The organism is Pseudomonas sp. AO-1, assembly GCF_019775695.1.
GTDB lineage: Bacteria > Pseudomonadota > Gammaproteobacteria > Pseudomonadales > Pseudomonadaceae > Aquipseudomonas > Aquipseudomonas parakoreensis.
The window spans coordinates 4950577-4974588 of sequence record NZ_CP079947.1 but is presented as its reverse complement, the minus strand read 5'-3'; the positions used below and the strand labels follow the sequence as shown (position 1 = coordinate 4974588).

The 24012-nt window shown below is 56.5% G+C and carries 26 protein-coding genes; 8 read left to right on the top strand and 18 right to left on the bottom strand.

The window, feature by feature from the left end:
* The first annotated feature begins 216 nt into the window (after nt 1-216).
* Nucleotides 217-1341, top strand: coding sequence for a GNAT family N-acetyltransferase (locus KVQ82_RS22540; RefSeq protein WP_222015975.1), 1125 nt, complete (start codon nt 217-219; stop codon nt 1339-1341).
* 106 nt (nt 1342-1447) lie between these two features.
* Here the strand turns inward: KVQ82_RS22540 and aqpZ are convergent, their stop codons facing one another.
* The 5 genes from aqpZ to KVQ82_RS22515 form a co-directional block, all read right to left on the bottom strand.
* Nucleotides 1448-2143 carry an aquaporin Z gene (aqpZ, locus tag KVQ82_RS22535; RefSeq protein WP_041070268.1) on the bottom strand — a complete coding sequence of 232 codons (696 nt, stop codon included), beginning with the start codon at nt 2141-2143 and terminating at the stop codon, nt 1448-1450.
* 349 nt (nt 2144-2492) lie between these two features.
* A complete protein-coding gene (locus tag KVQ82_RS22530) occupies nt 2493-4325 on the bottom strand; it encodes an ABC transporter ATP-binding protein (protein WP_047292369.1) in 1833 nt (610 codons plus the stop codon).
* An 88-nt stretch (nt 4326-4413) separates the two neighbouring features.
* Nucleotides 4414-4971 carry a peptidylprolyl isomerase gene (locus tag KVQ82_RS22525; RefSeq protein WP_041070262.1) on the bottom strand — a complete coding sequence of 186 codons (558 nt, stop codon included), beginning with the start codon at nt 4969-4971 and terminating at the stop codon, nt 4414-4416.
* 3 nt (nt 4972-4974) lie between these two features.
* Nucleotides 4975-5778: an alpha/beta fold hydrolase gene (locus KVQ82_RS22520; RefSeq protein WP_108181979.1), complete on the bottom strand. Its 804-nt coding sequence runs from the start codon at nt 5776-5778 to the stop codon at nt 4975-4977.
* A 14-nt stretch (nt 5779-5792) separates the two neighbouring features.
* Complete coding sequence (locus KVQ82_RS22515; RefSeq protein WP_041070257.1) at nt 5793-6716, bottom strand: LysR family transcriptional regulator; 924 nt, start codon at nt 6714-6716, stop codon at nt 5793-5795.
* A gap of 49 nt (nt 6717-6765) precedes the next feature.
* Between KVQ82_RS22515 and KVQ82_RS22510 the strand changes: the two genes are divergently transcribed.
* From KVQ82_RS22510 to KVQ82_RS22500, 3 genes are all read left to right on the top strand, one after another.
* A complete protein-coding gene (locus tag KVQ82_RS22510; RefSeq protein ID WP_222015973.1) occupies nt 6766-7080 on the top strand; it encodes a 3-phosphoglycerate kinase in 315 nt (104 codons plus the stop codon).
* 231 nt (nt 7081-7311) lie between these two features.
* A complete protein-coding gene (locus KVQ82_RS22505) occupies nt 7312-7911 on the top strand; it encodes an FMN-dependent NADH-azoreductase (RefSeq protein ID WP_047292378.1) in 600 nt (199 codons plus the stop codon).
* Nucleotides 7912-8236: 325 nt separating this feature from the next.
* Entirely contained in the window at nt 8237-9094 is an 858-nt protein-coding gene (locus KVQ82_RS22500; protein WP_095667226.1) for a carboxylate/amino acid/amine transporter, read from the top strand.
* 89 nt (nt 9095-9183) lie between these two features.
* Here KVQ82_RS22500 and KVQ82_RS22495 read toward each other — a convergent pair whose 3' ends face one another.
* Nucleotides 9184-10482 carry a mechanosensitive ion channel family protein gene (locus KVQ82_RS22495; protein ID WP_095667225.1) on the bottom strand — a complete coding sequence of 433 codons (1299 nt, stop codon included), beginning with the start codon at nt 10480-10482 and terminating at the stop codon, nt 9184-9186.
* Nucleotides 10483-10673: 191 nt separating this feature from the next.
* On the opposite strand from KVQ82_RS22495, the gene KVQ82_RS22490 reads away from it, so the two are divergent.
* The gene (locus KVQ82_RS22490) at nt 10674-12026 is read left to right on the top strand and encodes a DEAD/DEAH box helicase (RefSeq protein WP_222015971.1); all 1353 of its coding nucleotides are present in this window, start codon (nt 10674-10676) and stop codon (nt 12024-12026) included.
* 62 nt (nt 12027-12088) lie between these two features.
* On the opposite strand, the gene KVQ82_RS22485 is transcribed toward KVQ82_RS22490, so the two are convergent.
* From KVQ82_RS22485 to KVQ82_RS31685, 4 genes are all read right to left on the bottom strand, one after another.
* Nucleotides 12089-12688: a hypothetical protein gene (locus KVQ82_RS22485; protein ID WP_222015969.1), complete on the bottom strand. Its 600-nt coding sequence runs from the start codon at nt 12686-12688 to the stop codon at nt 12089-12091.
* 12 nt (nt 12689-12700) lie between these two features.
* Entirely contained in the window at nt 12701-13285 is a 585-nt protein-coding gene (locus KVQ82_RS22480; protein WP_222015967.1) for a papain-like cysteine protease family protein, read from the bottom strand.
* 264 nt (nt 13286-13549) lie between these two features.
* A complete protein-coding gene (locus tag KVQ82_RS22475; RefSeq protein WP_222015965.1) occupies nt 13550-13825 on the bottom strand; it encodes a hypothetical protein in 276 nt (91 codons plus the stop codon).
* 199 nt (nt 13826-14024) lie between these two features.
* Entirely contained in the window at nt 14025-15065 is a 1041-nt protein-coding gene (locus tag KVQ82_RS31685; protein WP_012723149.1) for a hypothetical protein, read from the bottom strand.
* A 112-nt stretch (nt 15066-15177) separates the two neighbouring features.
* Between KVQ82_RS31685 and KVQ82_RS22465 the strand changes: the two genes are divergently transcribed.
* The 3 genes from KVQ82_RS22465 to istB all read left to right on the top strand — a co-directional run bounded on the left by KVQ82_RS22465 (nt 15178) and on the right by istB (nt 17977).
* Complete coding sequence (locus KVQ82_RS22465; RefSeq protein WP_012723150.1) at nt 15178-15441, top strand: hypothetical protein; 264 nt, start codon at nt 15178-15180, stop codon at nt 15439-15441.
* A 239-nt stretch (nt 15442-15680) separates the two neighbouring features.
* Nucleotides 15681-17231 carry an IS21 family transposase gene (istA, locus tag KVQ82_RS22460; protein ID WP_032657045.1) on the top strand — a complete coding sequence of 517 codons (1551 nt, stop codon included), beginning with the start codon at nt 15681-15683 and terminating at the stop codon, nt 17229-17231.
* Nucleotides 17228-17977 (top strand): IS21-like element helper ATPase IstB, encoded by a 750-nt coding sequence (gene istB / locus KVQ82_RS22455; RefSeq protein WP_012723152.1) that lies wholly within the window; start codon nt 17228-17230, stop codon nt 17975-17977. The genes istA and istB overlap by 4 nt, the downstream gene beginning before the upstream one ends.
* A gap of 204 nt (nt 17978-18181) precedes the next feature.
* Here the strand turns inward: istB and KVQ82_RS31880 are convergent, their stop codons facing one another.
* The 8 genes from KVQ82_RS31880 to KVQ82_RS22415 all read right to left on the bottom strand — a co-directional run bounded on the left by KVQ82_RS31880 (nt 18182) and on the right by KVQ82_RS22415 (nt 23986).
* A complete protein-coding gene (locus tag KVQ82_RS31880) occupies nt 18182-18241 on the bottom strand; it encodes a hypothetical protein (protein WP_369426617.1) in 60 nt (19 codons plus the stop codon).
* 199 nt (nt 18242-18440) lie between these two features.
* A complete protein-coding gene (locus KVQ82_RS22445) occupies nt 18441-18821 on the bottom strand; it encodes a hypothetical protein (RefSeq protein ID WP_012723153.1) in 381 nt (126 codons plus the stop codon).
* A 121-nt stretch (nt 18822-18942) separates the two neighbouring features.
* Nucleotides 18943-19137: a hypothetical protein gene (locus tag KVQ82_RS22440; RefSeq protein WP_032657047.1), complete on the bottom strand. Its 195-nt coding sequence runs from the start codon at nt 19135-19137 to the stop codon at nt 18943-18945.
* A 3-nt stretch (nt 19138-19140) separates the two neighbouring features.
* Nucleotides 19141-20430 (bottom strand): cbb3-type cytochrome c oxidase subunit II, encoded by a 1290-nt coding sequence (locus KVQ82_RS22435; RefSeq protein WP_012723154.1) that lies wholly within the window; start codon nt 20428-20430, stop codon nt 19141-19143.
* A 3-nt stretch (nt 20431-20433) separates the two neighbouring features.
* On the bottom strand, nt 20434-21891 hold the full coding sequence (locus tag KVQ82_RS22430) for a cbb3-type cytochrome c oxidase subunit I (protein ID WP_260687726.1): 1458 nt from the start codon (nt 21889-21891) through the stop codon (nt 20434-20436).
* Nucleotides 21884-22390, bottom strand: a complete 507-nt coding sequence (locus tag KVQ82_RS22425; RefSeq protein ID WP_012723156.1) for a hypothetical protein — start codon at nt 22388-22390, stop codon at nt 21884-21886. Before KVQ82_RS22425 ends, KVQ82_RS22430 begins: the two co-directional genes overlap by 8 nt.
* Nucleotides 22387-22749 carry a hypothetical protein gene (locus KVQ82_RS22420; RefSeq protein WP_224265906.1) on the bottom strand — a complete coding sequence of 121 codons (363 nt, stop codon included), beginning with the start codon at nt 22747-22749 and terminating at the stop codon, nt 22387-22389. Before KVQ82_RS22420 ends, KVQ82_RS22425 begins: the two co-directional genes overlap by 4 nt.
* Nucleotide 22750: 1 nt before the next feature.
* On the bottom strand, nt 22751-23986 hold the full coding sequence (locus tag KVQ82_RS22415; RefSeq protein ID WP_103388956.1) for a molybdopterin-dependent oxidoreductase: 1236 nt from the start codon (nt 23984-23986) through the stop codon (nt 22751-22753).
* Between the last annotated feature and the right edge of the window lie 26 nt (nt 23987-24012).

Genomic DNA, 24012 nt, shown 5'->3' with positions numbered 1-24012 from the left:
AAAACAGTGTCCGGGTAGAACCCGGCGCTCTAAAAACAGGAGCGAGTATCGCGATGGTTTATGACAGAGCAGTGGCTAAGTGATGTCATGTCGATGACGATGCAAAGTCTTCGTGAACTATCGAGCCAGAGCACTGCCGCCCGAATGAGCGTGTGCAATGGAAGCTGATCAGCGATACTCGCGGGGCTTTGACGCCAAGAAGTGGAGAGCCAGTTGATGCCGTTGCAACGTGTGCAAAACCTGTCAGAAATCGCCCCCGCGACCTGGGATGCGCTGGTGCCCGAGAACCAGCCGTTTCTGCGCCATGCGTTCCTCGGCGCACTGGAAGACAGTGGCAGCGTCGGCCCGCACACCGGCTGGCAACCCGAGCATCTGCTGCATGTTGAAGGCGATCGGTTGATCGCCGCGCTGCCCAGTTATCGCAAATGGCATTCCTACGGCGAGTACGTCTTTGATCACGGTTGGGCCGATGCCTGCGCCCGCGCCGGGATCGATTACTACCCAAAGCTGCTGACAGCGGTGCCGTTCAGTCCGGTCAGTGGCCCGCGCTTGCTGGCGGCGAATGTCGAGGACGGATTCGAACTGCTCAAGAGCCTGCCGGGTTATCTGGAAATCGAAGAACTTTCCAGCGCACACATCAATTTCACCGACCCGTTCACCGACGCCGCCATGGCCGAGCAACCTGGCTGGCTGCAACGCATCGGCTGTCAGTACCACTGGCAGAATCGCGGTTACCGGGACTTTCAGGATTTTCTCGACGTGCTCAGCTCGCGCAAGCGCAAGCAGATGCGCAAGGAGCGCGAGCAAGTGGCGGGGCAGGGCTTCGAGTTCGAATGGCTGGAAGGGCGTGAGCTGGACGAGGCGCAATGGGATTTTGTCTACGCCTGCTATGCCAACACTTATGCCGTGCGCCGACAGGCGCCGTACCTGACGCGCGAGTTCTTCAGTCTGCTGGCTGCGCGGATGCCGGAGGCGATTCGGGTGGTCTTCGCCAGACAGGGTTCACGGCCGGTGGCGATGGCCTTCAGTCTGGTCGGGGGTGACAGCTTCTATGGACGCTATTGGGGATGTCTGGCCGAGTTTGACCGGCTGCATTTCGAGACGTGTTTCTATCAGGGCATGGATTACGCGATCGCCCAGGGGTATCAGCGCTTCGATGCGGGGGCCCAAGGGGAACATAAACTGATTCGCGGTTTTGAACCGGTCATCACCCACTCGTGGCACTACCTGCGCCATCCCGGGTTGAAAGCGGCGGTGAAGGATTTTCTGCAGCAAGAGCGCGCCGGCGTCCTTGCCTATGCCGAAGAAGCAAAAACTGCCTTGCCCTACCGCCAAACCTAGATCCCCTGTAGGAGCTGCCGGAGGCTGCGATCTTTTGATCTGGTTTTTTGAACCTCAAGATCAAAAGATCGCAGCCTCCGGCAGCTCCTACAGGGAGGTGGTGGTTTCAGGATTCCTCTTTACCCAGCCAGCGATAGATTCCGCCGCCCACCACCGCGCCCAGCAGCGGCGCGACCCAGAACATCCACAACTGCGCGATCGCCCAGCCGCCGACCATCAGCGCCGGCCCAGTGCTGCGCGCCGGGTTGACCGAGGTGTTGGTGACCGGGATCGAGATCAGGTGAATCAACGTCAGACCCAGGCCGATGGCGATCGGTGCAAGGCCCGCCGGAGCGCGTTTGTCGGTAGCGCCGAGGATGATGATCACGAACATGGCGGTCATCACCAACTCGGTGACAAAGCCTGCGGCCATCGAGTATTTGCCCGGCGAGTGCTCGCCATACCCATTGGAGGCCAGACCTGCGGCAATATCGAAACCCTCCTTGCCGCTGGCAATGTGCGCAATCAGCGCCGCGGCGAGAATCGCGCCGAGCACCTGCGCGATGATATAGGCGGGCAACTCTTTGGCCGGAAACCGGCCGCCAACGAACAGACCGACCGAGACGGCCGGGTTGAGATGACATCCGCTGATGTGGCCAATGGCGAACGCCATGGTCAGCACCGTCAGACCAAACGCCAGGGCCACCCCCAGCACTCCAATGCCCAAGGGCGAAGACGCAGCGAGCACTGCACTGCCGCATCCACCCAGAACCAGCCAGAACGTACCCAACAACTCAGTGACTGAACGTTTGAACAGAGACATGAGAGAGTCCTTGATAGGCGTGCTATCGAGACTGTATCGAGTTGTGCTTCCTTGCAGATTTACGACAGGCTCCCTGCTGGAGCCTTGGCTGAGTACAGCAGGCTTTGGATGGATTGCCAGCAGGCATGAAAAAACCGCCAGAGCCCGTGGTTGGCGGGCTGGGGCGGTTTTTTGGCGGACAAACATTGTGTGGCGAGGGAGCTTGCTCCGCTGGACAGCGAAGCTGTCCCAAAACTATCTGCACCGGTAGTGTCAGACTCGCACAGTTGGCGGGCTTTGCGCCTGCTGCGCAGTCGAGCGGGAGCAAGCTCCCTCGCCACAAAAGTTCACAAAGTCAGGGTTTTTGTGATCAATCGATCCCGACAAATCCTCCGGTCTGGTGCGCCCACAACCGCGCATACAAACCGCGATGCGCCAGCAGTTCGGCGTGGGTGCCGCTCTCGGCGATCTTGCCGTTTTCCAGCACCACCAGCCGATCCATGCGGGCGATGGTCGAGAGGCGGTGAGCGATGGCGATCACGGTTTTGCCTTGCATCAGGGTTTCCAGGCTTTCCTGAATCGCCGCTTCGACCTCCGAGTCGAGTGCCGAGGTCGCTTCGTCCATGATCAGGATCGGCGCGTCCTTGAGCAGCACCCGGGCAATCGCGATGCGCTGGCGCTGGCCGCCGGACAGTTTCACCCCGCGCTCGCCGACGTGCGCGTCGAAACCGGTGCGGCCCTCGGCGTCCGACAGCAACGGAATGAACTCGTCGGCGCGAGCCTTGTGCACCGCATCCCAGAGTTCGGCGTCGGTGGCGTCAGGCTTGCCGTACAGCAAGTTGTCGCGGATCGAGCGGTGTAGCAGGGAGGTGTCCTGCGTGATCATGCCGATCCGTGCGCGCAGGCTTTCCTGGCCGACTTCGGCGATGTTCTGCCCATCGATCAGGATCCGTCCACCCTCGACGTCGTACAGGCGCAGCAGCAGGTTGACCAACGTCGATTTGCCGGCGCCGGACGGCCCGATCAAGCCGATTTTCTCGCCCGGTTTGATGGTCAGGTTGAGGTCGCCGATGATGCCCTTCTTCTTGCCGTAGTGAAAATCCACATGCTCGAAACGCACTTCGCCACGGGCCACCGCCAGCGGTTTGGCCTGTTCGCGATCAGTGACGCTGACCGGTTGCGAAATGGTCTGCAGACCGTCCTGCACCATGCCGATGTTTTCGAAGATGCCGGTGACCACCCACATGATCCAGCCGGACATGTTGACGATGCGAATCACCAGACCTGTAGCCAGCGCGATAGCGCCGACCGTGATCAACGACTGCGTCCACAGCCACAGCGCCAGCGCGGTGGTGCCGACGATCAGCAGGCCGTTCATGGCGGTGATTGCCACGTCCATGCTGGTCACCACGCGGCCGGCCATCTGCGCCTTGACCGTCTGTTCCTCAATGGCTTCCCTGGCGTAATGCTGTTCAAAGTTGGTGTGGGCAAACAGCTTCAGTGTGGCGATGTTGGTGTAGCCGTCGACGATCCGCCCCATCAGTTTCGAGCGCGCATCGGAGGCCTCCACCGAGCGATCCTTGACCCGTGGCACGAAGTAATACAGGGCGCCGATGTAGGCGGCGATCCAGGTCAGCAGCGGGATCATCAGGCGCCAGTCGGCTTCGGCGAACAGCACCAGCGAACTGATCGCGTAGATCACCACATGCCACAACGCGTCGACCGCTTGCACGGCGGAGTCACGCAGCGAGTTGCCGGTCTGCATGATGCGTTGGGCGATGCGCCCGGCGAAGTCGTTCTGGAAGAAATTCAGGCTCTGTTTGAGCACATAGCTGTGATTCTGCCAGCGGATCATGCTGGTCATCCCCGGGCTCAGGGTCTGGTGCACCAGCAGGTCGTGCAGGCCGAAAAAGATTGGCCGCAGTACCAGGGCAACCACCACCATCCACGTCAGTTCGAGGGCGTGGTCGCTGAAGAAATTCGGGTTGGGCGTGCCCTGGGCCAGGTCGATGATGCGGCTCAGGTAACTGAACAGCGCCACTTCGATCAACGCAGCAAACAGACCGACCACCAACAGAGCGGCAAAGCTCGGCCAGACTTGTTTCAGGTAATAGGTATAGAAGGGCAGCACGCGATTGGGCGGAGCCGCCGTCGGAGCGTCGCGGAATATGTCGATCAGTTGTTCGAAACGGCGATAGAGCATCAGATAACCGCCCGGAGGCCGGGCTCTCCTTTTATCGGTGTGAGCGGCGTGGCGTCAGGCCTGCGCCGCTCGAAACGCCCTGTACAGCTTAGTCGATGACTTTGGCCGACTTGATGATCACAGGGTCGGAAGGCACGTTCTGCATGCCCTGTTTGGTGGTGGTTGGCGAGTTGACGATGATGTCGACCACGTCCATGCCTTTGACCACTTTGCCGAATACGGCGTAGCCATCACCCTGGTCGAGGAAGTCGTTGTCCTTGACGTTGATGAAGAACTGGCTGGTCGCCGAATCGGGTACGGAGGTGCGCGCCATGGACAAGGTGCCGCGAACGTTGGCCAGACCGTTTTTGTGTTCGTTCTTGATCGGCGCCTTGGTTTCTTTCTGCTGCATCTGTGGCGTGAAACCGCCGCCCTGAGCCATGAAGCCCGGGATCACGCGGTGGAAAATGGTGTTGGTGTAAAAGCCGCTGTTGACGTAATCCAGAAAGTTTTTGGTACTGATCGGCGCCTTGACCGGGTCCAGTTCGATTTCGATCTGGCCGTTGGTGGTGTCCAGCAGCACGTGCGGCGCTTTGGCCGGGGTGGCAGCCATCAGGTTGGCAGCGAACAGCACGGTGCCGGCGGCGAGGGCGAGTTTTTTCAGCATGGGTCAGTGATCCTGAGATTGAATGTCGGCTGCGGCGAGAAACTCCAGCAGCGTTTGATTGAAGCGGTCGGGTTGATCGAGCGGGGTGGCGTGGCGCGAATCGGCGATGACCACCAGCCGCGCATCGGGCAGCAGTTTTACATAGGTTTCTTTCAGCGCCACCGGTGTGTAGTCACGGTCGGCAGTGACGATGAGGGTTGGACAGGTCACCCGGGAAAGTCGTTCCTGAACGCCCCAGCCAACAATCGCATCGAAGCTGGCGAGATAAGCACGTTTGTCGTTTTTTGCCCAGCGTTCGGACATTTTCTGCCGCAAATCAGCCTGTTCCGGTTTCGGAAAAAGTTTGCCGCCCAGCGCCTTGCCGATGGTTGCCAGGCTTAGCACACGCATCAGGCTCCAGCGTTTGAACCACTGCCAGTAATCGTCGCGGCTGCGGAGTTTGACTTCGGGGGCGCTGTTGACGATGGTCAGGCTTTTGAGCCTTTGCGGCTGATCGACGCCGAATTGAAAGCCGATCATCCCGCCCATCGACAGGCCGACGTAATGCACCGGACCGAGGTGCAAGTGGTCGAGCAACGCCAGCAGGTCAGCGCTGAAACCGGCGATGCTGTAGCGCTCGCGGGGTTTGTCCGAGCGACCGTGACCGCGTATGTCCGGGACGATCACCCGGTAATGCGCCGACAGTGCCGGAATCTGCATTTCCCAGTCCAGGGTGCTTGAGCCGAGCCCGTGAACCAGCAGCAACGGCGTACCGTGGCCATATTCCTCGTAGTGCAGGCTGCAACCTTCGTGCTCGAAATACGCCATCGGTGAACTCCGTGTCAGGCTTGTTCGGGGGCGGCGAACGGTGCGTCCAGCGGCAAGGTGTCGAAGGTACGCAGCAGTTCGATGAGGATTTGTGTCGCCGGGCCCAGCGGTTTGTCCTTGTTCGAGTACAGATAGAAACTCGGGTTGCGGCTGCCGCCCTGAACCAACGGTAGCAGCTTGAGCGTGCCTTCCTTCAATTCACGTTCGATCATGTGTCGGGGCAACCAGGCGAAACCCAGGCCGCTGCTGACGAACGTTGCGGCAGTGGCAAGGCTGCCGACCGTCCAGCGCTGTTCGGCACCCAGCCAGCCGACGTCGCGTGGCTGCTGGCGCCCGGAGTCGCGAATCACCACCTGCATCTGGGTTTCCAGATCCTGGAAGCTCAGTTCGCGATTGAGCCGATGCAAGGCGTGGTCCGGGTGGGCGACGGCAACAAATTCGACATCGCTCAATTCCGCACCGAGATAGCCGGGAATGCTCAGACCGGTGATCGCCAGATCGGCCACGCCTTCCAGCAGCACTTCTTCGACCCCCGACAACACTTCCTCGCGCAGCCGCACGCGGCAGCCACGACTTTGCGGCATGAACGCGGTCAGCGCCCGGACGATACGTGCGCTCGGGTAGGCCGCATCGACCACCAGCCGCACCTCGGCCTCCCAACCTTGCTCCATGTGGTGGGCGAGGTCTTCCAGTTGGCTGGCCTGTTTCACCAGTTGCCGCGAGCGGCGCAACAGTACGCCACCGGCTTCGGTGAGCACCGCCTTACGCCCGTCAATGCGCAGCAAGGGCACGCCGAGCTGGTCCTGCATGCGGGCGACGGTGTAACTCACCGACGATTGCGAACGGTGCAGTGCCTCGGCGGCTTGGGCGAAGCCGCCGTGATCGACCACGGCCTGCAATGTTCGCCATTGATCAAGGGTCACGCGGGGCGCTTTCATCAATAGCTCCTCTTGTCCTAAGCTGGCCGTCCCTCATGGAGACTGGCAAATGAAAAAATTCTGTTGTGTGTTGCTGGCGCTGCTGCCGATGTCAGCGTTTGCTTACCCGATCGATGTGCAGAAAAATCTCAATGGCTTGAAGATCGACTACGAAACCTATGACACCGACAAGGACATCGGCTCCATAAAAGTGGTCAACTTCGGTGATGTCGATGCCGTCTGCAAAGCCGTTTTCAACAATGGCCCGGAAGCGCCACGTACGCGCAACATCGAAGTCCCGGCCCGCAAGCATACGAACGCCACGGCCAAGTTCTCTCGCGAGATCATCAGGCTGCGCATTGAACTGAGCTGCAGCCCGAAATAACACCGTCAATCCCTTGTGGGAGCGAGCTTGCTCGCGAAGTGGCCGTTTCAGTCGACATCATTGTTGAATGACACACCGCTTTCGCGAGCAAGCTCGCTCCCACAGGGGCTAAGTGCATCTAAACGAATTATTCGATGCTTTGCAGCAATTATTTGCGCTTTTTCATCGATACAACCCTGTTTAACCTTCACTCCATCGACCTACAACATTCTCGGATGGAGACTACACACCATGTCCCGCGTTCTGATCATCGAAAGCAGCGCCCGCCAGCAAGACTCGGTTTCCCGTCAACTGACCCAGACGTTCATCAGCCAGTGGAAATCCGCGCACCCCAACGATCAGATCACCGTGCGTGACCTCGCCGTGAACCCGGTACCCCACCTGGACGCCAATCTGCTGGGTGGCTGGATGAAGTCTGCCGAACAGCGCAACGCCGACGAACAATCGTCGCTGGATCGCTCCAACGAATTGACCGAAGAGTTGCTGGCCGCCGACGTATTGGTGATGGCAGCGCCGATGTACAACTTCGCGATCCCGAGCACTCTGAAAGCCTGGCTCGACCACGTGCTGCGTGCCGGTGTGACCTTCAAGTACACCGAAACCGGCCCGCAAGGCCTGCTCAGCGGCAAACGTGCCTACGTACTTACCGCTCGCGGCGGGATCTACGCCGGCGGCCCGGCCGACCACCAGGAACCGTACCTGCGTCAGGTCATGGGTTTCATCGGCATCCACGACGTGACCTTCATTCACGCCGAAGGCATGAACCTGGGCGGCGACTTCCAGGAGAAGGGCTTGAATCAGGCCAACGCCAAACTGTCCCAAGTCGCTTGATGGGTTAATCGCCAGATAATCGCCGCTTGTTTAAGTGACCTGGCGCAACCCCTTCAAGGCTCTACGCGCATCGAACCTCCCTTTGCACTTGTTGCTCCTGAGTGCTGTAGCCCGATTGAACGCTTTAGCGAGATCGGGCTTTTTTTTGCCTGGGATTTCTCTGATTCACTGCTCTCCCTGTAGGAGCTGCCGCAGGCTGCGATCTTTTGATGTTGTTTTTTACAATCAAAAGATCGCAGCCTGCGGCAGCTCCTACAGGGGATTTTGTGTTGGTTGCGGAATGTAAAACCGGCTATCGTCGCCGCCATTCGAAACAGAGGCGACCATGGGCTATCTACTTTTTGTCACGCTGATCCAGGCGTTTTCCTTCAGTCTCATCGGCGAGTACCTCGCCGGGCATGTCGACAGCTACTTCGCGGTGCTGGTGCGCGTGGTGCTGGCCGGGCTGGTGTTCATTCCGTTGACCCGCTGGCGTTCGGTGGAACCGGCGTTCATGCGCGGCATGCTGCTGATCGGCGCGTTGCAGTTCGGCATCACCTATGTCTGCCTGTACCTGAGCTTTCGCGTATTGACGGTGCCGGAGGTGCTGCTGTTCACCATCCTCACGCCGCTGCATGTGACGCTGATCGAAGACGCGTTGAACCGCCGCTTTAATCCATGGGCGCTGGTGGCCGCTTTGGTAGCGGTGGGCGGTGCGGCAGTGATTCGTTTTGATCGGATCAACCCGGATTTCTTCATGGGTTTCCTGTTGCTGCAACTGGCCAACTTCACCTATGCCGCCGGCCAGGTGTTGTACAAGCATCTGGTGGCGAAACACCCGAGTGACCTGCCGCATTACCGGCGTTTCGGCTTCTTCTACCTCGGGGCTCTGGCGGTGGTGTTGCCGGCGTTTCTGCTGTTCGGTAAAGCCAACTTCCTGCCCGAAGCGCCGCTGCAATGGGGCGTGCTGGTGTTCCTCGGCCTGGTCTCCACCGCGCTGGGCATGTACTGGTGGAACAAGGGCGCGTGCATGGTCAACGGTGGCACGCTGGCGGTGATGAACAACCTGCATGTGCCGGTGGGGCTGCTGCTGAATCTGCTGATCTGGAATCAGCATGAGGAACTGGGAAGGCTTTTGCTTGGCGGGAGTGTCATCCTGGCGGCCGTATGGATCAGCCGGTTGGGTATCCGCCGCACCGCATGACCCGGTGTAGGAGCTGCCGAAGGCTGCGATCTTTTAATCTTTAAAATCAAAAGATCGCAGCCTTCGGCAGCTCCTACATGAATTGTGGGTTACATGAGGTGTTTCTGTGGTTCCGCAATGTGCGCCGAACCCAGCACCGCCGGCAACAACCCCGAACGCAAATCCCCGCCGCTCGGCTGCTGATACAGACTCAAGCCAAACTCTGGCAGCACCGCCAGCAGATAATCGAAAATATCCCCCTGAATCCGCTCGTAATCGGCCCACACCGTGGTAGTCGTGAAGCAGTAGATTTCCAGCGGAATGCCCTGCGCCGTGGTCTGCATCTGGCGCACCATGCAGGTCATGTTCGGCTGGATCTCGGGATGGCTTTTCAGGTAGGCCAGTGCATAAGCGCGGAAGGTGCCGATGTTGGTCATGCGCCGACGGTTGGCCGCCATTGCCGCTACATTACCCTGCGCCTCGTTCCACGCTTTGAGTTCGGCTTTCTTGCGGCCCATGTAGGCGGTCAGCAGGTGCACCTGGGAGAGCTTTTCTTCTTCATCGTCGCGGATGAAGCGCACGCCGCTGGCGTCGATGAACAGGCTGCGCTTGATCCGTCGTCCACCGGACTGCTGCATGCCGCGCCAGTTGCGGAACGATTCGGACATCAGGCGCCAGGTCGGGATCGAGACGATGGTCTTGTCGAAATTCTGCACCTTGACCGTGTGCAAGGTGATGTCGACCACGTCGCCATCGGCGCCGACTTGCGGCATTTCGATCCAGTCGCCGACCCGCAGCATGTCGTTGCTGGTCAGCTGTACGCTGGCGACGAACGACAGCAGGGTGTCCTTGTAGACCAACAGAATCACCGCCGACATCGCACCCAGACCGGACAGCAGCAACAACGGCGAACGGTCGATCAGGGTGGCGACGATGATGATCGCGCCAAACACGTACAAGACCATTTTCGCCAGTTGCACATAGCCCTTGATCGAGCGGGTGCGCGCGTGTTCGGTGCGCGCATAGATGTCCAGCAACGCATTGAGCAGGGCGCTGACCGACAGCAGCAGGAACAGGATGGTGAAGGACAGCGCCACGTTGCCGAGGAAGGTCATCGCGGTTTTGCTCAGTTCCGGCACCAGGTGCAGACCGAACTGGATTACCAGCGATGGCGTCATCTGCGCCAGACGCTGAAACACCTTGTTGTGGCGAAAGTCGTTGATCCAGTGCAGCGCCGGCTGGCGCCCGAGCATGCGGCTGGCGTGCAGGATCAGATAGCGCGCCACTCGTCCGAGGATCAGCGCGATCACCAATAGCAGCATCAGCGCCAGGCCGGATTGCAGGAACGGGTGCTTTTCGAGGGCACCCCAGAGGTCTTGGGCGTTGAGCCAGAGCTGTTTGAAATCCATGTGAGCAACGATTCTTCTGTAAGACGCGATGGGCGATTAGAGCATTTAAGACGCTGTGTATTACCGTTGGAGACAAATCGAGCAACAAAAAAGCCACTGATTACGCCCGTTTGTATAAAGAAACTCGGCCTGAGCGCTCGAAACCGGTAACCTATGCAGCTGTTTTTTTGCATATCTTCGAGGTAGCACCCGTGTTTTCCCAATTCGCCCTGCACGAACGCCTGCTCAAAGCCGTGGCCGAGCTGAAATTTGTCGAGCCAACGCCTGTGCAAGCAGCGGCCATTCCGCTGGCGCTCCAGGGGCGTGACCTGCGGGTGACGGCGCAAACCGGTAGCGGCAAGACCGCCGCTTTTGTCCTGCCGATCCTCAACCGCCTGATCGGCCCGGCGAAGATTCGCGTCAGCATCAAGACCCTGATCCTGCTGCCGACCCGCGAACTGGCCCAGCAGACCCTGAAAGAAGTTGAACGCTTCTCGCAGTTCACCTTCATCAAGTCCGGCCTGATCACCGGCGGTGAAGACTTCAAGGTGCAAGCGGCGATGCTGCGCAAGGTGCCGGACATCCTGATCGGTACCCCGGGCCGGATGATCGAGCAACTCAACGCCGGCAACCTCGACCTCAAAGAAGTCGAAGTGCTGGTGCTCGACGAAGCCGACCGCATGCTCGACATGGGCTTCGCCGAAGACGTACAGCGTCTGGTCGACGAATGCCCTAACCGTCAGCAGACCATGCTGTTCTCCGCCACCACTGGCGGTTCCGGCCTGCGCGAGATGATCGCCAAGGTGCTGAACAACCCTGAGCACCTGCAGCTCAACGCGGTCAGCCAGCTGAACTCGACGACTCGTCAGCAGATCATCACTGCCGACCACAACCAGCACAAAGAGCAGATCGTCAACTGGCTACTGGCCAATGAGACCTACCAGAAGGCCATCGTCTTCACCAACACCCGCGCCATGGCCGACCGTATTTACGGCCGCCTCGTGGCTCAGGAATACAAGGCGTTCGTGCTGCACGGCGAGAAAGACCAGAAGGATCGTAAACTGGCGATCGATCGTCTGAAGCAAGGTGGCGTGAAGATTCTGGTTGCCACCGACGTCGCGGCCCGTGGTCTGGACGTGGATGGTCTGGATCTGGTGATCAACTTCGACATGCCACGCAGCGGCGACGAATACGTGCACCGCATCGGTCGTACCGGTCGCGCCGGCAACGATGGTCTGGCGATCTCGCTGATCTGCCACGGCGACTGGAACCTGATGTCGAGCATCGAGCGCTACCTGAAGCAGAGCTTCGAGCGCCGCACCATCAAGGAAGTCAAAGGCACCTACGGCGGGCCGAAAAAGGTCAAGGCCTCCGGCAAAGCCGTCGGCGTGAAGAAGAAAAAGACCGACGCCAAGGGCGACAAGAAGAAAACCGCCGCCAAGACCCCGACCAAGCGCAAGAGCGCCAATCGGCCGAAGCCTGATTCGCTGGTGAGCAGCGACGGCATGGCCCCGCTCAAGCGTCGCAAGCCGGCTGAGCCAGCGGCTGAGCCAGCGGCTGAGTAAGGCGTTTCGCAGGCCAATAAAAAACCCGGACAGTGTCCGGGTTTTTTTATGCGCTGGGTCTGTCAGTTCCCCAACTGTCCGCTGGTGTCCGCGTCAAAGCGCTGTCTGGCGCGATCTGCCGCCGGTTTGAGCAGCGCGAGCAGCGCGGCTTCGCTGTACAGCCGTGAGTCGCCCAGCTCTTTTGGCGTCGGCTCAATCGGGATCAGCACATCCTCACCGTCCGCATGCAGCCAGATCGCCACGACGTGCAGCGCCGAGACAAACAGCACGCGCAGTTCAACGGTTTTGCCTTGCAATTGCGGCGCCTGTTCCGCCAGTTTCAACGCGCCCACGGTGTCGGCGGCCCGGGTGCCGTGGTTCAGCGAAGCGAACTCGACATGGCCACGCACCTCGGCCAGTTGCGCATCGGCAATGCTCACGTCGTCGGCAAACACCAAGTAATGCCAGTCACCGACGCGTGCGTCTTTCAAACCCTTGCCCTGGCTCAGATCGTCGAGTGTCAGCGAGTAGCCGCGATAGGCTTCGCTGAGGCTGACTTTGGCCGGTGTCGCGTTGGCGAACTGACGGTTGATACCGAAGCCCTGGTTTTGCAGCGCGGCTTGCAGCACCGGACGCAACGTCTGTACGCCGTTGGAAGGCGCCTTTGGATAAGTCAGTTGCATGATGTTGCCCTCCTAGTTTTTTGCGGTGAAGTAAGTGTGAGTCCAGTTGCCGCCGCCGTTGTACGAACCCGGGAATGAGTTCAGCGCGCGGGTCGAATAACCGTAGATCGAGTCGGCAACCAGCACATAGTTGCCGTTGGTGCCGTAGATCGTCAGGAAGTGCGCACCGCCACCGTACCAGGCACAGCGCAGGCCGACCGGGCGGCCCATGTTGATCTGGTTCTGAATGGCCGACATCTGCAGCGAACCCTGATTCATGCCGTTGTAGCTGCGGGTGGTTTGCAGGGCTGAATCCAGATAGCCGTAGACGTTGCACGGTCCTGGCTGGCTGCAGCAATTGCGATCCAGTTGGGTGCTGGCGACGCCGCACTGGGTCCAGTTTCCAGTGCCGTAATAGTTGCCGACCGAAGCGGAAACCGCGGCCCAGCACCAGTTGGTCTGAGTCTGTTTCTGCATGCTGAAGTTGAGGCTGGCAGTGGCCAGTGCGGCGGTTTGTGCAGTGGCTTGAACCTCGACCAGTTGCGGGTCGAGCAGATGGCCGACAAGGCACCTTGGCAGGCTCTCGCCGGTGAATGATGTGGCTTGAGTGGTTAACATTTTTTCAGTCCTTCATGAATGAAAACAAGCGTCCAGCTTGTGATTGTGTTGCGGTATTGCCGAGCGATCGGTGGGTAACGGTTTTCATCTGCGATGAACGGTGCCGATCTCCTTGCTCGATGTAACCTTAGTCTGGATATGCGTTTATGCAAGAAAATAAATGCACAAATGCATTTTTAAGATCAAAAGATCGCAGCCTTCGGCAGCTTCTACAGGGTCTGGTGTAGGAGCTGCCGAAGGCTGCGATCTTTTGATCTTGTGCTTTTAGCTGTCGGTTTTTTTCTCAGCCGAGTCCAGTTCCTTCAAGCGCTGATCAATCAACTGGCACTTGTCCGGCAGATCGGCGCTGGCCGTGCCCAAGTCCATCTTCTGCAACTCGGCATTGATTTCCTTGGCCTTGGCCGGATTCTGTTCGGTGAGCTTGGCCACTTCCTTGGCCAGTTGTTCGCGTTTGGCGGTGGCCTCTTCTGGTGTGCAGGCCCAGACCGGCAGGGCGCAGGCGAGGGTGGCGGCGAGGGTGAGTTTGAGCAGGGTTTTCATGGGGCAGGCCTCCGTTCCGGTTAAGGCGGGTTATTGGGTGGAGGCCTGGATGCGACGAAAAGTTCAGAGTTGTGGCAAACTGGGAAATTGCAACCCATTTGACCAGCCATTTGCATTCGACTTGACCAGTCGTTTGCATCGGAAGTGACCAGGCATTTGCATTGGACTTGACCACTCGCCTAGCGAGTCATTTGAAAGGCTAAAGCAGCGGTACTGGTGGCACTGTCTGTGGCGCGCCATCGATGATGCACATCCATCCCCAAGTTCTCAGTGCCGACGTCTTCTTAAACTCCTCGACCAGCTCGGCCGCAATTTCCCCTATGTCCGTCCGCAACTCGAACTGAGGGCGCATTGCGTGCAAAACGTCAATTCCCATGTCCCCGGCAAGCAGCTTGCACATCAGCTTATTACGAAGCTTCCAAGGTAGGGCTTTTCCGCGCCTTTCCGGATGCTGGTAAACCATGGTGTTCAAATGCGCCGACGCGTGGATGTAGTCAGCGCTGCTCATCCAGATATGCAGATGGGCAGGCACTCCAAGGGGTAGGACGTTGAACACGAGCCAATCGATTAGGCCAACGGCAACACCGCGCGCTTGAAGCTCCATTGCCAGCATCAGAAGTACTTTGTGCAAGGTGCCTGCTGCCTTGATAGCAACGGTTTTTCGACCTAGGAGATCTGCTTCGACCACTATCGCGATCAACGCAGCGAGGGCATCCAAGCTTGCCCTGCGTTCGAGTTTTTCGAGTAGAACTTGAGTGATTGGTTCGCGCTGAACACTGTCCCAAATCATGTTGCTGGTGCTGCGATAAAGCACCAGTTGGACATCGGTATTTAACGCACGGAAGTAGCTGTCGAAGCTGATTTTCTGTTGCCGGGAGATCAGCTTCATCAAAGTCCATATGGGATGATTCAGGTCGCGGGACGATCCAGGTGCTAGCAGTTCCACCCTACTCAAGGTCTTGGCCTTGGGGGAGATCATTTTCTGTTCGTACCTAGACCACTTGCTTCGGTAATGCCGGATCGTGCCATTCGTATTTCTTCGAAATGACTCTTTTTCGAAATACAGCTCAAGGGCATAGGCAGTTTTGAGGCCTGTCCGCTGCCTCAGTCCTTCGAACCAGTAGCCCACTGCGAGCATTTCCACTGTGTTGCTTCGGGGGCGGCTATTTTCCGGAATTTGTTCGCGCAAGCTGCCTGCGAACTCCGAATAAATGTTTGCAATTCTCTTAAAATCAGACACTTAAAAATCCCCGAACGATCTTTGTACCGTAAAAAATGTAGAAGTCTTACGGCTGGAGCGCAAGGGGGCGGTTTATTACTATCAACTGTGACCAAACCGGACATTAAGTGCGATGCGCGAGCCCCTTGAAATCCAATTTCTGTCATTCGAATTAGAGCTCGACCTCAAACAGCGATATGGCCTGATGGTGGGTGGCAGCGCGCTGTGGAGAGAGTTGGGTTACACATCGTACGACGCGTTTCGTAAAGCTAAACAGCGAGGGACAATTGAGGTGCCGCTATTTGAAGTGCCTAATCGTCGGGGGTTCTTTGCTCTGTCCAAAGAGGTCGCTTGGTGGATTGCTACGCAGCGCTGCGCACGGCAGCAGGCCGTATGAACTAAGCATATGAGGAGTATCACAATGAGATCAGGATAGGAGCTAGCCGGTGGATTTGGAGCACAAAAAAGCCCAGGGGTGGAGCCCTAGGCTTTTTTGATGGTGTTAGGTTTCAGCCCTACGCGCCGTCATTCTGTGTTCCCTCGCGTTCGGCGTCAAGTCGATCACATTCCGTTTGTCTGCAATTTTCACACGGCGCGACCTGTGAGGTGTTCACACACCTGTCGCGAGGAGAACATATGAGGCTGCCAATAAGTACGCAGCGCGAGGTGCTACGCCTTACGAGCGACCCCAAGCTGTCGAATAGGGCTATTGGCCTATTAGCCAAAGTGTCCCATAACACTGTTCGCACCATTCGGGATCAGTTGGCACAGTGTGGACAAAGCTGGGAAGAACTGAAGCACCTTGACGACAAAGCGCTGGCGGAGCGTCTGCATACCCAGCCAAAAGTCTCATCTCAAAGGAAGGCTTACCCGTCATGGCCTGCCATCCATGAACAGCTAAAACTTCCTGACATCACCTTGGAACTCCTATGGCAAGAGTTTCGTACAAGCGAGCCAGAAGGCGTGTCTTATGCTCAGTTCACACGGATTTATCGTGAATGGGTCAATAGGCAAAAGCTGAGCATGCGACAGACTCACCTCCCCGGAGACAAGTGCTTCGTGGACTTTTGTGGCAGGACAATGCCTGTGACCAACCCGGATACTGGAGCAATCAGCCAAGCTCAGGTGTTCGTGGCAACGCTAGGTGCCTCGGGATACATTTTTGCCACCGCCGTGAGAAGTCAAACGATCCCAGACTGGCTCAGATGCAACATTCTGGCCCTGGAGTTCTTCGACGGGGTTCCACGGTTCGTTGTGCCTGATAATTTGAAGTCAGCAGTGACGAAAAACACGAGAGATGTGGTGACCCTAAATCGTGCCTACGCCGAGTTTTCTGAGCACTACGGATTTCAAATTTACCCCGCCAGACCGCGTAAACCGCAAGACAAGTCGCTAGGTGAGATTGCTGTTCAACTGGTACAAAGATTCGTTCTCGCAAGGCTGAGAGCGAGCACCTTTTTTTCCTTAGAAGAGCTCAACGAGAAAATCAGCTACTGGGTTGATGAGCTAAACAGTCGAATCACTCGAACGTACCCTAAGAGCCGAACCAGCCGCTTCCTTGAGCTTGACTATCCAGCCCTCAAGCCGCTCCCAGAACATAAGTACAGCTACAGCAAGTGGGTGTATCAGGTTAGGGTAGGCAGCGACTACCACGTACAATTTGAAGAGCACAGCTACTCGGTTCCTTACCACTTCGCGAATCTTCTTGTCGATTTGCGCGTGCGAGACGATTGGCTCGAAATCATTCATCAGCGCCGTCTCATCGGCTCGCACAAGCTCAATCGTCAGCGGGGCACTAGCACTCTCAAAGAGCACTTGGCCCCGAATCACAGATATTTCCAGGACTCCCAGCCGGAAGCTCTGATTGTCTGGGCTGAGACTATTGGGCCGGAAACGCTCCGTTTCGTGAAGGACAACCTCAACCTGCGGAAAGATTTCTCGACCGGTTTGAAGGTCGTTGTTGGCCTGAAACGTGACGTTCGCAAAGGGGCAATCACACCGTCACGCCTTGAGTCCGCGTGCGGCTATGCGAATAGCTTGAACATCCTAAGTTCTGAGCGGCTGCGTTCGATCCTTCGGAACGAATCTGACCTGCGCCCCAACTACCGAAGATCCGCCCCCTTGGTCGAACACGCCAACATACGTGGTGCTGAATACTACGCCTCACAGGGAGATGAGCCGCTATGAAGTCAATCCTCGATACTGCCCAAAACCTTATGTCTCTTGGTCTGCACGGGATGGCAGCAGCCTACGAGCGTCAGCTTGAAACACCGGCGCTGCTGAAAGAACCATTCGAAACAAGGCTTGGTTTAATGATGGATGCCGAAAATAGCGAGCGTGAGAGCAGAAAGGTTGGACGTTTGCTAAAGAACGCAAGGCTTCGTGAGAATGAAGCCACAATAGACAGCATTGAATTCAAGGCGTCTCGAGGCATAGACCGCAATACGGTCATGTCCCTTGGTGAGTGCGAGTGGTTAGCGCGACGTCAGAATGTGATCATCACGGGCGCTACGGGCACTGGCAAAACCTGGCTCGCTTGCGCACTCGGAAACCAAGCCTGCCGCCTTGGGCGAGCGACGCTGTATCGCACTGCCACGAAGCTTTTTGAAGAGATCTCACTTTCTTACGCTGACCACACCACGCCTAAACTACGTCGGCATTTGATCCGCGCAGAATTATTAGTCATAGATGATTTGGGCATCGGTGGCATTGACGCCCAGTTGGGCCCGTTCCTCCTGGACGTTATCGACGAGCAGTCACAGAACGGCTCATTGTTGATTACAAGTCAGTACCCTAAAGAAAAATGGTATGACCTGTTCTCCGACCCCACGATTGCCGATGCAATTCTTGACCGTATCGTTCACAAGTCCCACGTTATAGAACTGAAAGGCGAATCAATGCGAAGGATCAAAAGTCGCAAACGGTTGCAATAGGATCCGGTGTTTATCCAGGTGGGCAATACGAATGCAATTGGTCAAATTGAATGCAAGCAGTTGGTCAAATGCAACGCAATCACCTGTTTTTTCAATAATGTATAATTGGCGGGATTAAGATTTTTGCTATGCTCTTTGAATCATCCTACCTTAATCAGATCTGAGGGTTGAAACCTTTAGTAAGTCCCAGCCCCAGTGCTAGCCCTATTTAAATTTAACAGTCCAGAGGTGATCCAGCTGGGTTGTGCAAATGGGGCTTAGCATCTGGCGCTTCATACCCCAGTATGGCGTTATGGGAACATCTCAAGAGCGTACGGTGCCTCGGCCCCATTTTACGTTGATCTGATCCATCATGCTTTGTGAGGCGCAGCGGCCGCACGTTGGCGGAACTATCAGGTAGTTAAACTTCTAGTTTGCGCCACTGACAAAGCCAGGGCGCATGCTAGCCTGTTAATTAATGAGGTTACGGTTTAGCAACGTGCCAGACTTGGTTGACACCGTCGCCGGTTGTATCCCCTGGCTTGGTATCTTTGACCCAGCTGTAAAGTGGCATGCCTTTGTAAGCCCATTGTTTTGTGCCATCGTCTCGAGTGACGACAGAATAATCATGATCCGCTTTGGCGTTTGCCGACACTGCCAGAGGTGGCCAGTTTGCAGCGCATGGCCCAGTGCAGACCGACTTGCCCGAGGTGTCCTTACCGAACGTGTACAGAGTCATTCCTTTCGCGTCTACGAGTACTTTTCCCTTGTCTGTTTCAGCAACCTTGACTGGCGCGTCGGCGAACGCAAAACCAGATATGCAGCAGACGGCAACAGCAGCGGTGAGGATCATTTTTTTGAACATACGTATTCCTTTGGTTTTTGTGAATTTTTGTAGGCTCGCCTGCTATTTGAAATAGTACGCGACCAGACAGTAGACGAACGCCAGACAGTTCTATTCCAGTTCCGTAAAAAACTTCCCAATATTATGTTTTACCGGAACCCTGATCTTTCCCCCCCTGTTGATCCAATGGCGTTCTTATTTGAGCAAAACGACGTTCACGCTCAAGCATCACGAGCTTGGGCGCCTCACTCCACAGCCGAAGTTCAGGGCTGACCCACCAAGCTACAACGAATGCAGAAACGATCAGGGTCATCACAATTACCATTGAAGCAAACATGATTCACTCCTGCTCGGTAGGTTGGTATAGCGTACGCAAATAGGTAACTACAGCAGTTCGTTGTTCGTCCGAGAGCACTGCTTTCCAGGGAGGCATTGCCGTACCTGGTATGCCTTCACGCAAGACGTTCTCCAGATACGCCGTGTTGCCTTTCTTCTCCCAGAAGTTCGCGGGGCGTGGGGAGAGCCCGCGAGATGCAGGCCCATTGCCCTGGCCACTGGCACCGTGGCAGCTAGCACAATTGGTGGAAAATAGAGACTGCCCAAGCGCTACGTCGCTAGACGGCAAGGCGCGCTCGTCCGCTGTATGCAGGCTTTGCACATAAAGCGTGAGTGCCACCAGCGTTGAGTTATCAAGGTCTCTCCAAGCGGGCATTGCTGTCCCGGGCCTGCCGTTCCACAAAACATCGGCTAAATGCCGGGTTGTAAATTGTGCATCGCGCAGGTTAGCCGGACGTGGCAGCAACGTCGGCGCCGCTAAGCCATCACCTGTTCCACTCGGACCATGGCACCCGGCGCAGTTCTCCGCGAAAGCCGCTTGTCCCAGACGTAATGCGATCGAGCGGTCATTTGCGTTAGTAGGTATCACAAAGCCAGGCACTGGCCCATCCAAGCGAGGTCGCGCGGCGATTGCATCTTGGCTTACATTGAGTGACGCCGACATTTCTTCATCTGCCATGCTGTCGTGCGACATCGCGTTACTGCTCTTCTGGGTTGATTGTTGAGCGTCAACCTGCGCCTGAAGCGGATCGTCATAACCCGAAACTTTTCTAGCTCTACCAAGCGTCTGTAAGTAGGCAACGAGGTCAATTCCATCCGATGTCGGTTTGTTGGCATCACCTTTAAACAACCAGGGATAGCCAGGCATTACAGAGTCACGAACGACATATCGAGGATTGAATAGGTGGGTCAGATGCCAATCATTACTTCGTACCTCGGTTTCCCGAGCTAAATCAGGACCAATGCGGCGAGTCCCCCAGAGTTGTGGGTAGTCGTATTTCGTTTCCCATGCTTCAGTGGGCGCCCCCCAGCGACTGACGTCCTGAGCTACGAATCGTACTTGTTGAGTATGACAATAACCGCACCCTTCGCGGGCATATACAATGCGCCCTCGTTCTTCTTTCGCGGAATACTGTTGCATGTTGGCAGGTGCACGGGCCTCGATTTCCTTTTGCAGTTGCTTCCCAGGCAATATCCCGAGCAGCATAAACGACAAGATAAAGAAGCCGATACCGGCTACAAATATGATCAGATAGGCGCTATTGAACAGGCGATGCTTGGTAACCGTTTGCATACCTTAAACTCCCGCTAACGTAGGGTGAATGACGGGAGAGGTACTTACGGCAGCACCGTTGTTTCGGGCTCCTGTAGTTAGGCCCAGGAAAAACGCGATGAAGCCTGCCAGAATCGGCAATCCGCTTAGGTCTCTGATCCACCAGTACGCCAGAGATGCGCGTACAGAGTCCATCCACGGCGCGGTGGTTTCCCATATTTGTGCCTGTACCAAACCGCCGGCCGTTAGTGTGGTGAACATGGCCAGTAGGCCGATAGTTATCAGCCAGTAAGCCCAATTCATCGCCGCTGCGCTGTAGCGGTTGTTTTGTATACGCTGCCAGGCATGGGCAATCCCGCCAGCGGCAACGAAGGTTGCAAAACCCAGCATCGCGAGATGCGAATGGCCAATTACCCAATCGGAAAAGTGAGTCAATCGGTTGACCGGCATCAGAGCCTGGAACGCGCCCTGCAAACTGACGATTAAATAGAACACCGTGCCCGTCCAGACAAACCTCAGAGGGACATCGCTTGCGACTGTCGAAGCTTGGCCTCGCAGTGACATCAGTTGGTTGAATACAACTAGTATCACGTCCATGCCCAAATACACGGAGGCGATAATGGCCGCCTTCTGCGCGTCCATGGGGATAGCCGAATAGACGTAATGGTGAGTGCCATTGAGCGGATAAAAAAAGAATAGAAACCAGAAACCGATCATTGACAAAAAGTGGCTATAGATAGGTCGATTGGTGGCGGCCGGAATAATGTAGTAAGAGATCGCAAGTACAAATGGCGTAACGAACAAACCCACTGCGTCGTGAATCCAAAGCCCGCTGAATGCAGCACCTTGCGCGCCGGGGATAAATGCAGGCGCGAAATTTCCTACTGGATATGCAAGCAGCGTAAATACGGCTCCGCCGATCAGGTACCAAGCCGAAATATACAAGCCTCCTCGTTGCCGCTTAAGCAAGAAAGGCCCCGCGAATTGGGCACATACCAAAATCAGACCGAGTACTACCACTAGGTCCACGATCATTGGGAACTCCGCCCATTCTAAAGACTGTATTGCGAACCATGGGCTATCGAGCCCGAGGGAAATAAGTAACCATCCGGGCAAAAGGACACCAAGATTCCAAATATAGAAAATGACCCAGCCCAATCTGCGACTGAACACCGGGCGATCAGCCAGGCGCGGGACCATGTGGTAACAGAACGCAAAGAAAGCATTGGCAAGCCAACCAAAAAAAATACCTTGTGTGTGATCGAACCTCAGGCGACCCCAGGTCAGCGCTGCGTGGCTACTCAGCAGATCGGGCATTGTCAGCTTCAGAGCAACAAGCAGGCCCGCAAGAGCTGATAGAAACAGTGTGATCACTGCTGCATAACCGTGGGCTTTGATAAGATCGTAATCAATGCGCGGCAAAATATCCGAGGGTTGATTCGCGTCTAGAGCATGCTCTGTTCCAGCTATCAGTCTACTCATGGCTTAGCTCCTTCAACGAAACGGTTTTGGAGCGGCTTAGAATCCATGCTGCCGTTCCTGATCGCTCCTCCGGCGTCAGTGTTATGTCCGTAGGCCCTGCAGAATAACCATCCCATCCTGGTTGGGGATGGGAAATGGCAGCGACCATGACAGCCAATGCTTCGTGATTAAGCGGCTTCGTCCCAATTACAGATTTATATCGTGCAAGGACTGCATTCCAGCTAGGACCTACCGAACGTTGAGTCGCGTCATGACACCCTGCGCAACGCTGTTGGACCACAATTGCGCCTGCGCCGACCAATGCAGTGGTCAACTCGACCTTATCTGTTGAGTCCACTCGCGACGGGAGAGCATCTCCTCGTCGGGTGATATCCGAGGCGCCGTGGGTGCCGATGACCTTCCAAGATATCAACGTGCCGAGCGCCAATACACCAATCAACATAGCCAATGCAGTTCGGGAAATCCCATGGGCCGATGTGTCGCGAACAGGATCACTCATGGTGTCTCCTTGCCATTGAAGAACATCAGATAATCGATGATTGGTTGTACGGCTTCGTCGGGGATGGGCGCTCCATATTCGTCGCGCATTTTGGCGACCTCAGCCGCCCAGGTTTTACGCGGAAATGCAGGTTGGTTGGTAACGTAACGAGGAGAATGGCAGATCACGCATTGTGCCAGAAATTCGCTGCGCCCCGGACCGTCCGGCAAGTAGGGCTCGTCGTGGGGAACAGTGATTGAGTGCACGGGAGCACCAAAATCGACCTTCGGTTCCTCGGCCGCAAAGGCGCTTGGTATCCAAATAGGTAGGCTACACATCAAGGCAAAAAAGAGCATTCTAGGCTGGAGAAATGTCGTCATCTCACACCACCATTCCAGTGGTTTGTTCGATAACCCGGCGCGCATAGCCTCCCCGATTCCACTGGGTGGTCAGTTGACCTTGCCCGGCGCGGTTGGTGGCGCGGACCTTGAACGTGTATCGGCCTTTGTCAAGGGGGGTCCATACGAAGCGCCACCGACGCCAAGAGAACCGGCCGATCTCGGGGTCGAGCGTCGCATCTGCCCAAGTACGCCCGCCGTCAACTGAAACCTCAACCCGAGCGATACCATCGCCGCCATCATTGGCTAAGCCCTCTAGCATGTATGGATGATTTACAAGCAATAGTTCTTCGGGTTCTGGACGTACGAATACGGAGTGAGTGACAAAGCGGTTGATGGGTACCGTTTTCTTGGAGAGGTTTCCTGGCTCCTCGTTGATCTCTGGATTATCAGGAATTCGGTAGGCTTGGTTCATCCAAATATTGCTTAAAGGTTTATCTAGCACCTCAATGTGAGCCAATGATTTAATCCAGTAAGTCGCGTACCAACCGGGTACCACTAAGCGCAATGGAAAGCCATTGAGCATCGGCAGTGGTGCGCCATTCATTGCGTATGCAACCATCACATCACCATCATTGGCATGGTCAAACTTCAATGACTTCACGATCTTTGGCAAGCCTGGCATTGGCGACTCATCCAGCCCAGAAATTGCCACCTCGACTGCTCCTGCTTTAACACCTGCACGATCAAGGAGGTCCTTGAGGCGAACGCCTGTCCACTGTGCATTTCCCATCGCGCCAAATTGCCATTGCCCACCAGGAGGTTTAGGACCAAACAAGCTTCTGGCATTGCCTGAACATTGGTTCATGGCCACCAGTGTCACGGGCTCGAACTCGTTGACCAAGGCATCAAGAGAAAAAGACTGAGGATTGGCAACCTGGCCATCGAGACGCAGTCGAAAGGTTCGCGTATCGACCTGAGTTGGATACCCCGACAGATGCCACCGAACAAAATAGGCTTCGTTAGGCGTCAGGTCCTGGCGAAAATAATGCAGCGGCGTTTCCAACTGCGGCGGACGATCAGTAATCAGAATCAGTCCCGTTTTCTCTGGAAAACGTACAAGGCGTCGTTCGGACTCTGCGGATTCGATCCTATCTAGTTGCGCCAAGTCCGTTCCAGAAAGGGCTTGGCGCGGAAGCAGGCTAGCGAGACCAGCGCTAGTGGCCAACCCGAGTAAACGACGGCGATTCATCATCCAGAACTCATCACTTCCATTCATTATTATTCACCAGGTCGTGGAGTATC